Genomic DNA, 14,786 nt, shown 5'->3' with positions numbered 1-14,786 from the left:
CTTTAACGCCACTAATTATTTCGTGATAACCATGCTTTTTTCACAGAGCGGCGCCAAATAATATCGATACCAAAGTATCCTATAATTGATGCAATAGAAGCACATACTAATGAACCTAATAAAAATGCAGGACCAATTGTTTCTATACTTTCTAAAAACCAAGACCAACTTGCTTCAAATACAAAGTGTTGTTCTGGCTGATTAAGTATTAACGTACCCACTAAGTATGAGCCATAAAAGATAGGTGGCATGGTTAATGGATTCGTAAGCCATACTAAAGCAACTGATATGGGTAAATTAACCCTAAATAATATAGCACCTGCTGCGGCTAAAACCATTTGAAAAGGAACAGGGATGAAAGCAAAAAATAACCCGACCGCGAAGGCTCCTCGAGCTGAACGTCTATTTAAATGCCAAAGATTTGCGTCTTGTAAAAGTCGTCCAAATATTTTTAGTGATTTATGATGTCTAATTTTATTTGGATCAGGTAAAAATCTTTGGATCGTTTTTTTAGCCATTTAAAGCAACCATTTACATCAGTGTGGATAAGTCTTGGGTTTGTAATTGGCTGTGTAGCAACCGTGTTTTATTATCAAACTCTCGAATTTACAGTCTTCACAATTTTCATTGTAATAGTGAGCGCTTATTTTAAGCCGTTTTTAAACGTATTGTTAGGCTTTATTTGTGCAATTTGCTTTGTTGGTATGCATTTTTACCTTTTTTATAGTTTTGAAATACCAAAACCGAACGAAAAGTATGCACTTGATTCTACATTAGTTGTTGAAGAGGTTATTTCTGATAAAAAACCTCAGTATATCAAAGCCAAAATAGTGGCATTAGACGGGAGTAGTTTTTCGAATTTTAGAGCACCCAAAGCAATGCTCAGTGTTAATTCTGCACAGCCTTTTACAGTCGGCGATAAATTCTCTGCATTAATCCATTTAAAATATTTTCGCAGTAATAAAAATTTTAATGTGTTTGATAATGAACGTTATGCATTTATAAATAGAATATTATTTAAAGGCAAAGTGCTCAATAAAGAGCTTAATATAATACACAGCGATAAACAAAGCATCGTGCTAGATTATCAAAAATTCATTAAAAATACCTATACAAATACAAGATTGCAGTGGCTCTATTATGCATTACTCAGTGGTGATAAATCGTTAATGAGCTATACAGATAAACAATTAATGCAATCACTTGGGTTAAGTCACTTACTGGCTATATCGGGCTTACATATTGGTTTGATTTTTAGCTTTGGTTACTTATTCATTCGATTTATCTGTACGAAAATAAACTTTTCAATTGGTCAATCATTTAACCTTACACTTTACTACAGTTCGTTCGGTTTTATAGCTGCATTAGTTTACGTATATTTAAGTGACTTTTTAGTATCAGCAACGCGAGCACTAATTATGCTGGGTTGTTATTTGTTACTTTATTTTCTTGCTAAACAGCCGCTGCGTTGGCGTAGTATTTTATTTGCCTTGGTAATAGTGCTTGCTGTTAACCCATTTAATTTACTTAATCCAGGTCTGTATTTTTCATTTTTAGCGGTCGCTATAATTTTTACTGTTATTAATAAATTACCAATATTAAATACACGAATCAAAAACAAAATTATTGCGTTATTTGTTATTCAAGTAGCATTGTTTATCGGTTTATTACCACTTTCACTTTATTTTTTTAATGGCGTAAGTATTGCGGGCCTAGGCATTAACTTAATTGCGATACCGTTTCTTTCTATCATTATTTTGCCATTTTTGATTGTTTTTACATTACTGAGTACTTTTTTAGATATAGGTAATTTAATACATTTGTTTGATACAGGGTTATATGCGTTATTTAAATTACTTTATGAAATACCTGAGTCATTAAGATGGCTGACAACAGGAAGAATCGAGTTAATATTCGTCATTTTTACCTATATTACTATGTTGATGATTTACTTCCTCCCCTATAAATTGCTCTCTTTCATTCCTTTAACAGTACTTTTATTGAATAATCTTCTAAAAGAAAAGCCTAACTGGCAACTTCATGTGTTTGATGTTGGCCACGGGCTCATGGCATTAATTGAAAAAGATAACCAAGTGCTCATCTATGATTTTGGACCAAGTTATTTTAATCGCTTTAGCCGTACGCGAAGTATCTTATTACCTTATTTAAAAGCAAATAATTTAACAGTAAAAACAGCAATTTTAAGCCATGAAGATAATGATCATGCTGGAGGATTACAGCATTTTATTGAAGCTGGATTTGGGGAAACACTAAAGCAATTTCATCCTGAAAATACACTTAATATGTGTGAAGTCCAAAGTGTTGATTTTGTTGGTTTAAGAGTAGAAAGCTTTAGCACAAGAGGGTATGGGAATGAAAACGACGATTCATGCGTTGTTAGAGTATCGAGTAATACTCATAGTGTGTTGTTTACAGGTGATATATCAAAATCCCGTGAAGCCTCTTTATTAGCGGATAATACGCCGTTGAAAAGTACAGTCATGTTAAGCCCGCATCATGGCAGTGATACATCCTCAAGTGTTAATTTTATTAGTGAAGTAGCTCCTAAGGTTGTGATTCATTCAAGTGCTTATAAAGGCCAGTGGGAATTTCCCAAGCCCTTTGTTGTCGAGCGTTACAAAGCAATAAGCGCAGAGCAATTTACAACAGGCGTAGATGGGCAAATTAGCATTAAATTCTACTCAAACAATTTGGTCATAGAAACAGCAAGAGGGCAGGAAAGTTATTGGTTTATCAAAGATTGACGTTTAGTTTTATCTCATCGAAGGATACAATACAGGGAGTTACTGTATTTAGAGAGTGTTATGGATCAAAGTACTGCACAAATTTATAAACGTCTTGTCTCGTATGTTGGCGCATACAAAAGTGTCGCTTTTATCGCAATTGTTGGGATGATAGGCTATTCAGCAATGGATGCTTTATTCATTCAATTAATGAAGCCGTTTATTGATCAAGGTTTAAACCAGCGAAATACAGAAGTTTTAAAGTACGCTCCTTTTGTAGTTATCGCGTTAGTACTAGGGCGTGGTGTTTTTAACTTTATGTCTTCGTACTGTTTAAGTTATGTGGGCTCTCAAGTTGTACGCTCTTTACGCCAAGAGTTATTTGAGCACATATTGCATTTACCCGTTTCTTTTCATGACAAAAACTCAACGGGCGATTTAATTTCAAAAATCACTTTTGACACAGAGCAAGTTCAACAAGCAATTACTAAAGCGTTACTTATTGTTGTACGTGAAGGGGCCTTTGTTGTCTTTTTACTTGGTGTAATGTTTTATACCAGTTGGAAGCTCTCACTTATATTTCTAGTCATCATCCCTCTCGTTGCCATTATTGTAGCAGTTGTATCGAAACGTTTTCGCCATATTTCTAAAAGTATCCAATCAGCTATGGGGCAGGTTACACGTAGCTCTGAACAAATGCTTAGCGGACATAAAGTTATTCATGGATTTGGCGGACAAGACCAAGAAATAAACCATTTCTCAAAGATTAATAATCATAACCGCCAGCAGCGCATTAAAATGGATGCGACAAAAGCTTTAAGTGTATCAATTATTCAAATATTAGCAGCAAGTGCTATGGCTGTTATTTTATGGGCTGTATCTCTTCCATCAATGATTGATACGATTACCTCTGGTGACTTCATGGCATTAATTGCCTCAATGATGATGCTATTGCGACCGCTAAAACAACTCGCTAATGTTAATAGTGATATGCAGCGTGGTATCTCTGCTGCACAAAGTATATTTTTAGTTTTAGATGAAGAAATGGAAAAAGATACTGGCACCGTTTCAGTCGATAAAGTTAAAGGGTTAATTGAAGTTAAAAATGTAACCTTTAAGTACCCAACAAAAGATGAAGCAGTATTAAACGATTTGTCGCTAACGATTAAAGCGGGTGAAAGTATTGCCTTAGTAGGGCGCTCAGGCTCGGGTAAATCAACAATTTCTAATTTATTACCACGCTACTATGACCTAGAGTTACCGAGTGAAATATTACTTGATGGTATAGCCCTGCAGGATTATAAATTAACAGATTTACGTCGCCAATTTGCTTTAGTGTCTCAGCAAGTCGTGTTATTTAACGATACGATTGCTAACAATATTTGTTATGGCATAAAGCATGATGTGTCTGAGGAAGAATTAGAACAAGTTGCTAAACAAGCGCACGTTTGGGAGTTTGTTAAAGACTTGCCAGAGCAATTAAACACCATGGTAGGTGAAAATGGCGTAATGCTCTCCGGCGGTCAACGCCAGCGTATAGCGATAGCACGTGCAATATTAAAAGACGCACCTATTTTGATTTTAGACGAGGCTACATCAGCACTTGATACCGAATCTGAAAAGCTTATTCAGCAAGCATTAGAAACGCTAATGAAAGATAAAACCTCAATTGTTATTGCGCATCGCTTATCTACTATCGAAAACAGTGACCGAATCTATGTTATTGATAATGGTCGTGTAATAGAAAGTGGCGATCACAATAGCTTATTAGCAAATGACGGTACTTATTCAGCCCTTTGCAAAATGCAGTTTGGTGATCAGGCGTGAGTAAAATAGAACAAAGCTGGTATAAACCATTTGGTCTAATTACTTTACTGTTATTACCATTAAGTGCTTTGTTTTGGGTTGTCTCGTCATTTCGAAAATACTTATACAGCGCTAAAATACTTAAACCTTTTGAGTGTAAAACGCCTGTAATTGTAGTTGGCAATATAAGTGTTGGCGGTAATGGTAAAACGCCTTTTGTTTTGTGGCTGTATGGTCATTTAACTCAGCAAGGTTTATCAGTGGGAATTATTAGTAGAGGATATGGTGGGCAATCAGAAAATTACCCGCTGTTAGTTACTGAGCTTGTAGATGCTCAGCAGGCTGGAGATGAGCCCGTACTTTTATACCATCGTTTAAAGTGCCCAATAGCGGTTGGGCCTAATAGACAACACAATATCGATTTATTAGAAAATAATTATACACTCGATGTTATTATTTCTGATGATGGAATGCAGCATTATAAAATGCCTCGTAGCATTGAGTGTTGTATTGTTGATAGTGAGCGTCGTTTTGGTAATGGCTTTGTTATGCCAGCAGGACCACTTCGTGAAACAACTAAACGTTTGCAAAGTGTCGATATAGTAATTGAAAATGGTGGTGAGGCTAATAATAGCTACACATTACAAGTAAGTAACCTTCGCTTGGTTAATTCAAGCGATTATGCAAAAAGTAACGTAAGTGAAGCACATGCAATAAGTGCAATTGGGAACCCTAAACGGTTTGAAAACTCATTAGAAGCACAAGATATTACGTTATTATCGACTCATCATTTTAGAGATCATTATGCTTATACAGTAGATGATTTTGCCCAATTTGGTGATGATTGCATTATAATGACCGAAAAAGATGCCGTTAAATGTAAGTCCTTTGCAAAGCCTAATTGGTATTATTTACCAGTAGATGCACAACCTACCGATAGCGTAATAAACAAATTAAATTCAATATTAAAAGAAAAAGGAATACTCAATGGCCTTTGATACAAAATTACTCGAGATAATTGCGTGCCCTGTTTGTAAGGGAAAATTACGCTTTGACAGAGAAAACAACGAACTAATTAGCACAGCAGCTAAGCTTGCTTATCCTGTTCAAGACGATATTCCAGTTTTACTTGAAAATGAAGCACGAGAACTATCTCTAGAAGAGGTTGAAAAGTGGAATTCGTAGTTGTAATTCCTGCTCGTTTTGCATCGACCCGACTACCAGGTAAACCGCTTGCTGATATTTGTGGCAAGCCAATGGTTCAACACGTTTACGAAAAAGCATGTTTATCAGGTGCTAGTAAAGTAGTTATAGCAACCGATCATCAAAAAGTATTTGATGCAGTAAGTATGTTTACTAATGATGTAGTAATGACGCGTGAAGATCACCAGTCGGGTACTGAACGATTAGCTGAAGTGGTTGATTTTCTTAAACTTGATAGCAATACAATTGTGGTTAATGTACAAGGCGATGAGCCATTACTTGCACCAGAAAACGTATCTCAAGTTGCTGCACTATTAAGTGATTCAACAGCACCAATGGCAACGTTAAGTGTTGCTATTGAAGAGCGTGATGAAGTATTTAATCCTAATGCCGTTAAAGTGGTTAGCGATATAAATAAAAATGCCCTGTATTTCTCTCGTGCAAGTATACCGTTTGATAGAAATACGATGATGGATGATAGCACTGCCCTTAATTTAGCGCCATTTCAACGCCATGTGGGTATTTATGCGTACAGAGCGGGTTTTATTAAACAATATATAGAGCTGAGTGTATCACCACTAGAATTACTTGAATCACTTGAGCAGTTACGTGTTTTGTATCACGGTTATAAAATTAAAATAGAACAAGCTCAAATAGCCCCTCATGCAGGTGTAGATACGCCTGATGACTTAGCTAAAGTAATAGCGCATATTAAAAGTAAAAACGTGTGAGTGAGCAAGTAAGTAAGATATTAAAAGTTGTTTATACACATAACGATTTTTATATTTTAGAAAAGCCAGCGGGTCTTAATTTTCATTCTGAAGAGGGGCCCGGCTTTGTTGTTTTAGCCGAACAACAATTATCGCAAAAGCTTTATGCCGTTCATCGTTTAGATAAAGTGACATCAGGGCTGATTATTTTAGCGCGAAACAAAGCCTCTGCAGCCGCCTTTACTGTTATGTTTACTGAGCATGCGATTGCTAAATTTTATTTAGCGATTAGTGATGCTAAACCTAAAAAGAAGCAAGGGTGGATAAAAGGCGATATGGCTAAGTCTCGCCGTGGCTCATTTAAGTTACTAACGAGTACACTCAACCCTGCAATCACCCGATTCTATTCTCTGAGTTATAAGCCAGGATTTAGAGGGTATATTTTAAAACCTTATTCAGGAAAGACGCATCAATTAAGAGTGGCACTAAAAAGTGTGGGCGCAGCTATTTTAGGCGATGCAATGTATTCAGGTACACCATCAAATCGTACCTATTTACATGCATATGCATTGAGCTTTTATTGGCAAAGTGAACAAATACAGCTAACTTTATTACCCGATAATGGTGATGAGTATTTGGCGTTAATTAAACATCAAGATTTTCAAGCATGGCAATCGCCATGGCAACTGGATTGGTAAATGAGCGAAAAAGTTACAGATATACGTTTTGGTGGTATTAAACGTTTATATGGTCATCAACAGTTTGATTGGCTTCAAGAAGCACATTTTTGTGTAGTAGGGATCGGTGGTGTAGGAAGCTGGACAGCAGAAGCACTTGCACGTACTGGTGTTGGTAAAATAACACTTATAGATTTGGATGATATTTGCGCGACTAACGTCAATAGGCAAATTCATGCGTTAACGGGCACTATTGGTCAAGCTAAAGTCGATGCAATGAAAGCGCGCTGCGAGCTCATTAATCCACAGTGCCAAGTTCATGTAATAGATGACTTTATTACGCTTGATAATATTCAAGAGCATATTCAAGGTTTTGATTATGTAATTGATTGTATTGATGCAGTTAAAGAAAAAGCAGCGTTAATTGCTCACTGTAAACGTAATAAACTACCTATAATTACAACTGGTGGTGCTGGCGGGCAAACAGATCCTAGCCAAATAACCTTTGGTGATGTAGCTAAAACTACGCAAGACCCATTACTTGCAAAGGTGCGCTATATTTTGCGCAAGCAATATAATTTTAGTAATAATCCTAAACGTAAGTTTAATATTGATTGTGTTTACTCAACAGAGCAATTGGTTTACCCAGGAAGCGATGGCAGCGTATGTCATGCTAAGCAAAGTGCTGATGGCACGATGAATATGGACTGTAATAATGGTTTTGGCTCTGTGACTATGATCACAGGAAGCTTTGGTTTTTTTGTTGCTGCTAAAGCTGTACGTAAATACCTAGATAAAAAACAACGCTCACAAGCCTAGGGTCTGCCTAGCCTAAATACCAAACAGACTGCTGCAATTTAACCTTGAAAGATCAACAGACCTCGGTTAACTTAGCTTGTGTTGTGCCATGGTTTGAATTTTTTCAACCATGGCTTTAATACCATTACCACGTGATGCGCTTAAGTGGCTAATAAGGCCTAGCTTTTCAAATTCTTCATACGCATTTTTATTCACTACTTGCTCTGGTGTGAGGCCATTGTAAAGCGCTAAAATAATGGCTAATAATCCTTTTACTATACGAGTATCAGAGTCACCTATTACAACAAGTGTATTTTCTGTTAAATCAAATTCAACAAACATCCATACTTTGCTTTCACAGCCTGGTACAAGTGCATCATCAGTCTTCAAAACATCAGCTAAAACAGGTAAAGTTTTTCCTAAAAGCATTATCTCACGATATTTTTGCTGCCAAGCGGGCGCATTTTTTATAGATTCTGTGACTTTGTTAAACGTATTTGTCATGAGTTATCCTAATTAATTCTATTAAAGTGACGTTTAGTCCAGTAAAGCGATACATTTTTTAAGTGAATCAATGAATATATCTACATCTTTGTAGGTATTATAAAAAGAAAAACTCGCTCTTAACGTTCCATTAAGCCCTAAATGTGTCATTAATGGCTGTGTACAATGGTGTCCACTCCTTACTGCAACCCCGTACCCGTCAAGTAAAGTTGCCAAATCATAAGGATGTTCATCATTTAAGTTGAAGCAGAGTGTACCAATATTGTCTGATAGGTTGCTATATATTGTAATACCATCAACCTTTACCAATTTTTGAGCGGCATAACTAAACAATTTTTGCTCATATTGCTGGATTTTTGCGTGATCTAATTCATTTAAATAGTCTAATGCGGCACCAAAGCCTAAAACTCCAGAGATATTTGGTGTTCCAGTTTCAAATTTTGCAGGCGCAGGACGATAAGTACTGTGAGTTAAGTACACTTTATCGATCATTTCCCCACCTGATTGGTAAATATCAAGGGTATTTAATTGCTCATATCGACCATAAAGCACACCTAATCCTGTTGGGCCGAGCATTTTATGGCTTGAGCAGACATAAAAGTCACAGTTTAATTCACGTAAATCGGGTTTTAAATGCAGTGCACCTTGTGCACCATCCACTAGAACAAGAGAATTGACGTCTTTTGCAGCTCTAATTAGTGGTTTTAAATCGGTTATATTACCCAGTGTGTTAGATGCTTGTGTAATAGCTAATAGGGCAGGTTTTGTTTCTTTTATAAATTTACAGCATTCTTTGGTGTTCAGCGTGCCATTTTTATTTAGTGGAAGCGCTATTAATTTAGCACCCGTTTGTTGACTCACTATTTGCCAAGGCACTATGTTTGCATGATGCTCAAGCGGAGATATCATTATGGTATGACTTTCATTTAAGCGCTTTTTTAATCCGTTAGCGACCAAGTTAATGGCTTCTGTAGCGCCTTTAGTCCATACAATCTCTTTACTAAATACATTGAAATACTCTGCAGTTTTATCCCGTACTTGTTCATATGAATAAGTTGCTTGCTCGCTAAGTGTATGGCGTCCACGGTGTACATTAGCATTTTGAGACGTATAAAACTCAGTAATTGTATCTATAACTGATTGAGGCTTTTGTGAGGTTGCTGCTGAGTCTAAATAAACAAGCGGGCAGCCGTTTATTGTTTGATTTAATGTTGGGAAGTCGTTTCTAATTTTATTTATATCAAACTTTAAAGCAAGCATGGCTCATCTACATAGTGTTTTTAAGGCAGGAATTGTAATCGGTTTATGATAATTCTCAAGTGTTGTTAATAAAAAAGGCCGCAAAATGCGGCCTTTTTAAACTAACCAACGTTAATTAACGCTTGTCAGTTGATACGTAGTCACGTTGAGTGTAACCAGTATAAAGTTGACGAGGACGGCTGATCTTATGACCAGGTTGAGATAGCATCTCATCCCAGTGAGTGATCCAACCAACAGTACGTGCCATTGCAAAGATTACAGTGAACATGCTTGTTGGAATACCAATCGCTTTTAAGATAATACCAGAGTAGAAATCTACGTTAGGGTATAATTTCTTCTCTACAAAGTACGGGTCTTCAAGGGCAATTTGCTCAAGCTTCATAGCAATATCAAGAAGTGGATCTTGGATATTAAGCTCAGCTAAAACTTCATGACACGTTTGACGCATTACTGTAGCACGTGGGTCGAAGTTTTTGTAAACGCGGTGACCAAAGCCCATAAGGCGGAATGGGTCAGCTTTGTCTTTAGCTTTAGCAACGTATTCATCAATACGATCCACAGAGCCAATCTCTTCTAACATGTTTAAACATGCTTCGTTAGCGCCGCCGTGAGCAGGTCCCCATAAAGAAGCAATACCAGCTGCAATACATGCATACGGGTTAGCACCTGATGAACCAGCAAGACGAACTGTTGAAGTCGATGCATTTTGCTCATGATCTGCATGAAGCATAAAGATTTTATCCATAGCTTTAGCAGTTACAGGGTTAACTTTATATTCTTCAGCAGGTACAGAGAACATCATGTGTAAGAAGTTTTCTGCGTAGCTTAAATCGTTACGTGGGTATACAAACGGTTGGCCGATGTTTGTTTTATAAGCCATTGCAGCAATAGTTGGTAACTTAGCAACTAGCTTAACTGCACTTGTTTTACGTTGTTCTGCATCAGTAATATCAAGGTCTTCATGATAAAAAGATGATAATGCACCCACTACGCCACAAAGCATTGCCATTGGGTGAGCGTCAAAGCGGAAACCTTGGAAAAAGTTAGCAATTTTCTCGTCAAGCATAGTGCTTGTAGTGATTTCATTCTTAAAAACTTCATATTGTTCTTTAGAAGGTAACTCACCATTTAAAAGTAAGTAGCAAAGCTCAATATAGTTAGAATCTTCAGCTAATTGCTCAATTGGGTAACCACGGTGAAGTAGTACACCTTTACCACCATCAATATAGGTGATTGCAGATTCACAAGAACCAGTCGACATGAAACCTGGGTCATAAGTAAAGTGACCATGTGAACCTAACGTACGTACGTCGATTACATCTTGGCCAGCAGTGCCTTGATAAATTGGAAGTTCGATTGGATCTAGTCCATCAATATGGACTGTGGCTTTTTTATCTGCCATCGCTATGTATCTCCTATTAAGATATCTATTCTGATTTTTAGATTTTAAAGTTCTGAAATCTGTTTTAAGCACATCTTCGCATTTTAACGTGAAAGAGGGGGTTAAAGTCAATTTTTATAAACATTATGCATATATGTATAATAAATATTCGGTATTAATTAAATATAATACTATTGGCTAATTCGCAAACATCTCTAAATAAACAAGAATTGTAAAAAGTCCTGTGGGTATATATACTAACGGTGGTTTTAAACCGTATTGTATTTGGGTAAACATATTCTTAACAGCTTAAAATTTACTGTTTTGTGAACTTTAACTATTTTGATATGTTTATTCTGATAGTTCCATCAGTAATATTTGGTGGGTTTTTAGAAAAACAAGTAGATGAGCTCCACTGTGAGCTAAGATGGGCAAGTAACTGTGAAAAAGCAAAGACCTGTAAATCTAGATCTAACAACTATATCTATGCCGGCAACGGCTAAAGCTTCAATTTTTCACCGCGTCACCGGTGTTGCATTGTTTTTTGCTTTAACGTTTGTCATTTGGGCTTGGTCTGAGTCTCTCTCTTCAGCTGAAGGTTTTGAATTCGTCAAGGGTCTGTTTAACGGATTCATTGCCAAATTTATAGCTTGGGGCACTGTTTCTGTATTAGGTTATCACCTTATTGGTGGCATCCGTCATATGATTATGGATATGGGACATTGGGAAGAACTTGAATCAGGTAATCTCAGCGCTAAAGTATCAATGGCTCTTGGTGTTGTGTTTGCCGTATTGGCAGGGGTGTGGATATGGTTTTAAATCAAGCAACTCTAAAACGTGATGGTGTACAAGATTTCGTATCTTTACGTACCACGGCATTAATAATCAGCGCGTACGCGATTTTTATTATCGGCTATTTTTTAGCGACGCCAGAAGTCACTTTCGAAGCCTGGACAGGCCTCTTCTCTAACCTAGCAATGAAAGGGTTTACTTTAATTACCCTTATTTGCATTATGGTTCATACCCGCATTGGCCTTTGGCAAGTTCTTACAGACTATGTTAAGTGTTCGAAGTTGCGTGCTGTTTTAGGTTTTGTTTTAAACCTAATGGCCGTTGCTTACGTAGCTATTGGTCTAATTGTATTATGGGGTGTTTAAGTGAAATATTCTGTTCGTGAATTTGACGCCGTAGTAATTGGTGCAGGTGGTGCTGGTATGCGCGCTGCTTTAGCAATTACAGAATCTGGCAAAACGTGTGCATTAATATCTAAAGTATTTCCAACGCGCTCACACACTGTATCTGCTCAAGGTGGTATTACAGTAGCTCTTGGTAATTCACACGAAGACAACTGGGAATGGCATATGTACGATACCGTTAAGGGTTCCGATTTTATCGGCGACCAAGACGCTATTGAATACATGTGTCAAACTGGCCCAGAAGCTATTACTGAATTAGAAAACATGGGACTACCATTTTCTCGTTTTGAAAATGGCCGTGTTTACCAACGTCCTTTCGGTGGTCAATCGAAAAACTTTGGTGGTGAACAAGCCGCACGTACTGCTGCTGCAGCTGACCGTACTGGTCATGCTTTACTTCATCTTCTATATCAACAAAACGTTAAAAACAAAACAAATGTATTCTCTGAGTGGTATGCACTTGACTTAGTTAAAAACGACAATGGCGATGTAGTAGGGTGTACAGCAATTGAGATTGAAACAGGTGAAATCACTTTCTTCAAATCTAAAGCAGTTGTATTAGCCACTGGTGGTGCAGGTCGCATATTCGCATCAACAACAAATGCTCACATTAACACCGGTGACGGTGTTGGTATGGCAACACGCGCTGGTATTTCTATGCAAGACATGGAAATGTGGCAGTTCCACCCAACGGGTATTGCAGGTGCTGGTACGCTAGTAACTGAAGGTTGTCGTGGTGAAGGCGGTTATCTTTTAAATAAAGATGGCGAGCGCTTCATGGAACGTTACGCACCAAACGCAAAAGACTTAGCGTCTCGCGATGTTGTTGCGCGTTCAATGATGACTGAAATCCGTGAAGGTCGTGGTTGTGATGGTCCTTGGGGTCCTCATATCAAGCTGAAACTTGACCATTTAGGTGAAGAAACGCTTAACCTACGTCTTCCTGGCGTATGTGACCTAGCTAAAACTTTCGCTCACGTTGATCCAGCTAAAGAGCCAATTCCAGTAATTCCTACTTGTCATTACATGATGGGTGGTGTTCCTACTAACGTAAATGGACAAGCACTACAAATCGATGCTCAAGGCAACGAAAAAGTAGTTGAAGGTTTATTTGCTGTTGGTGAGATTGCATGTGTATCTGTACACGGTGCAAACCGCCTTGGTGGTAACTCATTACTAGATTTAGTTGTATTTGGCCGTGCTGCTGGTAACTTCTTAGGTAAATACCTTAAAGATGTTGAAGTATCAAAAGCGGCTTCAGAGTCAGATTTAGAAGCGTCTCTTGCACGTTACAACCGTTGGGAAAATTCAACGGCTGGCCAAGGTGAAGATCCAGTTCAAATCAAAAAAGACCTACAGCAATGTATGCAGCTTAACTTCTCGGTATTCCGTGAAGGCGATTCAATGGCTTCAGGTCTTCAAGAACTTAAAGAAATTCGTGAACGTCTGCAACATGCTCGTCTTGATGATAAATCATCAGACTTCAATACGCAGCGTATCGAATGTCTTGAACTAGATAACTTAATGGAAACAGCTTACTCAACTGCAGTAGCTGCAAACTTCCGTACAGAAAGCCGTGGTGCACATTCTCGCTTTGACTACCCAGATCGTGATGACGAAAACTGGTTATGTCACTCAGTATTCAATCCTGTAACGGATGAAATGAGTAAGCGTGATGTAAACTATGCGCCTAAAACGCGTGAAGCTTTCCCACCTAAAGCACGTGTTTACTAGGAGATAGACGATGGCACAAGTACAATTTTCAGTTTATCGTTATAATCCAGATGTTGACAACGCTCCTCGTATGCAAGAATACACCTTGCAAACAGAGGAAGGTCACGACATGATGGTGTTAGATGCACTTATTCTTTTAAAAGAACAAGATCCTACACTATCTTTTCGTCGTTCATGCCGTGAAGGTGTGTGTGGATCTGATGGTGTTAACATGAATGGTAAAAATGGTTTAGCATGTATTACTCCTTTATCTACGCTACAAAAAAATGGCAAAGGTAAAATTGTAGTACGTCCGTTACCAGGCTTACCTGTGGTTCGTGACCTTGTTATTGACATGAGTCAGTTCTACACTCAGTACGAAAAAGTTAAACCTTATTTAATTAATGATCAGCCTGCAGCAGGCGAGCGTCTTCAATCTATTGAAGAACGTGATAAATTAGATGGGCTATATGAGTGTATTTTGTGTGCATGTTGTTCGACATCGTGTCCTTCGTTCTGGTGGAATCCAGACAAGTTCATTGGTCCAGCAGGCCTTCTTCACGCTTACCGTTTCTTAGCTGATAGCCGAGATACAGCAACTGAAGAACGTTTAGCGGATTTAGACGATGCGTTCAGTGTGTTCCGTTGCCACAGTATCATGAACTGTGTTAGCGTTTGTCCTAAGGGTCTTAACCCGACTAAAGCAATTGGGCAAATCAAATCTATGTTATTAAACCGAGCGGTTTGATTACTTAGTAAACGTAAGATGGCTAATACAGATTATTAGCCATCTT

15 protein-coding genes are annotated in these 14,786 nt (G+C 37.8%); 11 read left to right on the top strand and 4 right to left on the bottom strand.

The window, feature by feature from the left end:
* Positions 1 to 11: 11 nt before the first annotated feature.
* A complete protein-coding gene (locus I6F10_RS08960; protein WP_024595571.1) occupies positions 12 to 518 on the bottom strand; it encodes a DUF2062 domain-containing protein in 507 nt (168 codons plus the stop codon).
* On the opposite strand from I6F10_RS08960, the gene I6F10_RS08955 reads away from it, so the two are divergent.
* From I6F10_RS08955 to tcdA, 7 genes are read left to right on the top strand one after another with little or no spacing between them, the layout of a single operon-like run.
* The gene (locus I6F10_RS08955; protein ID WP_165743198.1) at positions 498 to 2,765 is read left to right on the top strand and encodes a DNA internalization-related competence protein ComEC/Rec2; all 2,268 of its coding nucleotides are present in this window, start codon (positions 498 to 500) and stop codon (positions 2,763 to 2,765) included. The two genes, I6F10_RS08960 and I6F10_RS08955, sit on opposite strands and share 21 nt — an antisense overlap.
* A gap of 60 nt (positions 2,766 to 2,825) precedes the next feature.
* Positions 2,826 to 4,571, top strand: coding sequence for a lipid A export permease/ATP-binding protein MsbA (msbA, locus tag I6F10_RS08950; RefSeq protein WP_149602576.1), 1,746 nt, complete (start codon positions 2,826 to 2,828; stop codon positions 4,569 to 4,571).
* On the top strand, positions 4,568 to 5,548 hold the full coding sequence (lpxK, locus tag I6F10_RS08945; RefSeq protein WP_165743199.1) for a tetraacyldisaccharide 4'-kinase: 981 nt from the start codon (positions 4,568 to 4,570) through the stop codon (positions 5,546 to 5,548). Before msbA ends, lpxK begins: the two co-directional genes overlap by 4 nt.
* Positions 5,538 to 5,735, top strand: coding sequence for a Trm112 family protein (locus I6F10_RS08940; protein WP_002961789.1), 198 nt, complete (start codon positions 5,538 to 5,540; stop codon positions 5,733 to 5,735). Before lpxK ends, I6F10_RS08940 begins: the two co-directional genes overlap by 11 nt.
* On the top strand, positions 5,723 to 6,484 hold the full coding sequence (kdsB, locus tag I6F10_RS08935) for a 3-deoxy-manno-octulosonate cytidylyltransferase (RefSeq protein ID WP_165743201.1): 762 nt from the start codon (positions 5,723 to 5,725) through the stop codon (positions 6,482 to 6,484). The genes I6F10_RS08940 and kdsB overlap by 13 nt, the downstream gene beginning before the upstream one ends.
* Positions 6,481 to 7,161: a TIGR01621 family pseudouridine synthase gene (locus tag I6F10_RS08930; protein WP_165743203.1), complete on the top strand. Its 681-nt coding sequence runs from the start codon at positions 6,481 to 6,483 to the stop codon at positions 7,159 to 7,161. Before kdsB ends, I6F10_RS08930 begins: the two co-directional genes overlap by 4 nt.
* Complete coding sequence (tcdA, locus tag I6F10_RS08925; RefSeq protein ID WP_154903051.1) at positions 7,162 to 7,959, top strand: tRNA cyclic N6-threonylcarbamoyladenosine(37) synthase TcdA; 798 nt, start codon at positions 7,162 to 7,164, stop codon at positions 7,957 to 7,959.
* A 66-nt stretch (positions 7,960 to 8,025) separates the two neighbouring features.
* Here the strand turns inward: tcdA and I6F10_RS08920 are convergent, their stop codons facing one another.
* From I6F10_RS08920 to I6F10_RS08910, 3 genes are all read right to left on the bottom strand, one after another.
* Positions 8,026 to 8,442 (bottom strand): SufE family protein, encoded by a 417-nt coding sequence (locus I6F10_RS08920; RefSeq protein ID WP_165743205.1) that lies wholly within the window; start codon positions 8,440 to 8,442, stop codon positions 8,026 to 8,028.
* A gap of 33 nt (positions 8,443 to 8,475) precedes the next feature.
* Positions 8,476 to 9,702, bottom strand: coding sequence for an aminotransferase class V-fold PLP-dependent enzyme (locus I6F10_RS08915; protein ID WP_165743206.1), 1,227 nt, complete (start codon positions 9,700 to 9,702; stop codon positions 8,476 to 8,478).
* A 115-nt stretch (positions 9,703 to 9,817) separates the two neighbouring features.
* Positions 9,818 to 11,104, bottom strand: coding sequence for a citrate synthase (locus I6F10_RS08910; RefSeq protein WP_165743208.1), 1,287 nt, complete (start codon positions 11,102 to 11,104; stop codon positions 9,818 to 9,820).
* Positions 11,105 to 11,524: 420 nt separating this feature from the next.
* On the opposite strand from I6F10_RS08910, the gene sdhC reads away from it, so the two are divergent.
* The 4 genes from sdhC to I6F10_RS08890 are packed head-to-tail and all read left to right on the top strand — an operon-like array spanning position 11,525 to position 14,740.
* A complete protein-coding gene (sdhC, locus tag I6F10_RS08905; RefSeq protein ID WP_122975019.1) occupies positions 11,525 to 11,902 on the top strand; it encodes a succinate dehydrogenase, cytochrome b556 subunit in 378 nt (125 codons plus the stop codon).
* A complete protein-coding gene (gene sdhD, locus I6F10_RS08900) occupies positions 11,893 to 12,240 on the top strand; it encodes a succinate dehydrogenase, hydrophobic membrane anchor protein (protein WP_002961798.1) in 348 nt (115 codons plus the stop codon). Before sdhC ends, sdhD begins: the two co-directional genes overlap by 10 nt.
* Positions 12,241 to 14,013, top strand: coding sequence for a succinate dehydrogenase flavoprotein subunit (sdhA, locus tag I6F10_RS08895; protein ID WP_002961801.1), 1,773 nt, complete (start codon positions 12,241 to 12,243; stop codon positions 14,011 to 14,013). It abuts the gene before it with no gap.
* A gap of 10 nt (positions 14,014 to 14,023) precedes the next feature.
* Complete coding sequence (locus tag I6F10_RS08890; protein ID WP_002961804.1) at positions 14,024 to 14,740, top strand: succinate dehydrogenase iron-sulfur subunit; 717 nt, start codon at positions 14,024 to 14,026, stop codon at positions 14,738 to 14,740.
* Positions 14,741 to 14,786 lie beyond the last annotated feature (46 nt).

This window comes from Pseudoalteromonas sp. SWYJZ98 (genome assembly GCF_015864495.1).
Classification (GTDB): domain Bacteria; phylum Pseudomonadota; class Gammaproteobacteria; order Enterobacterales; family Alteromonadaceae; genus Pseudoalteromonas; species Pseudoalteromonas distincta.
The sequence above is the reverse complement of the archived record's forward strand: the minus strand, read 5'-3'. Positions and strand labels throughout refer to the sequence as shown.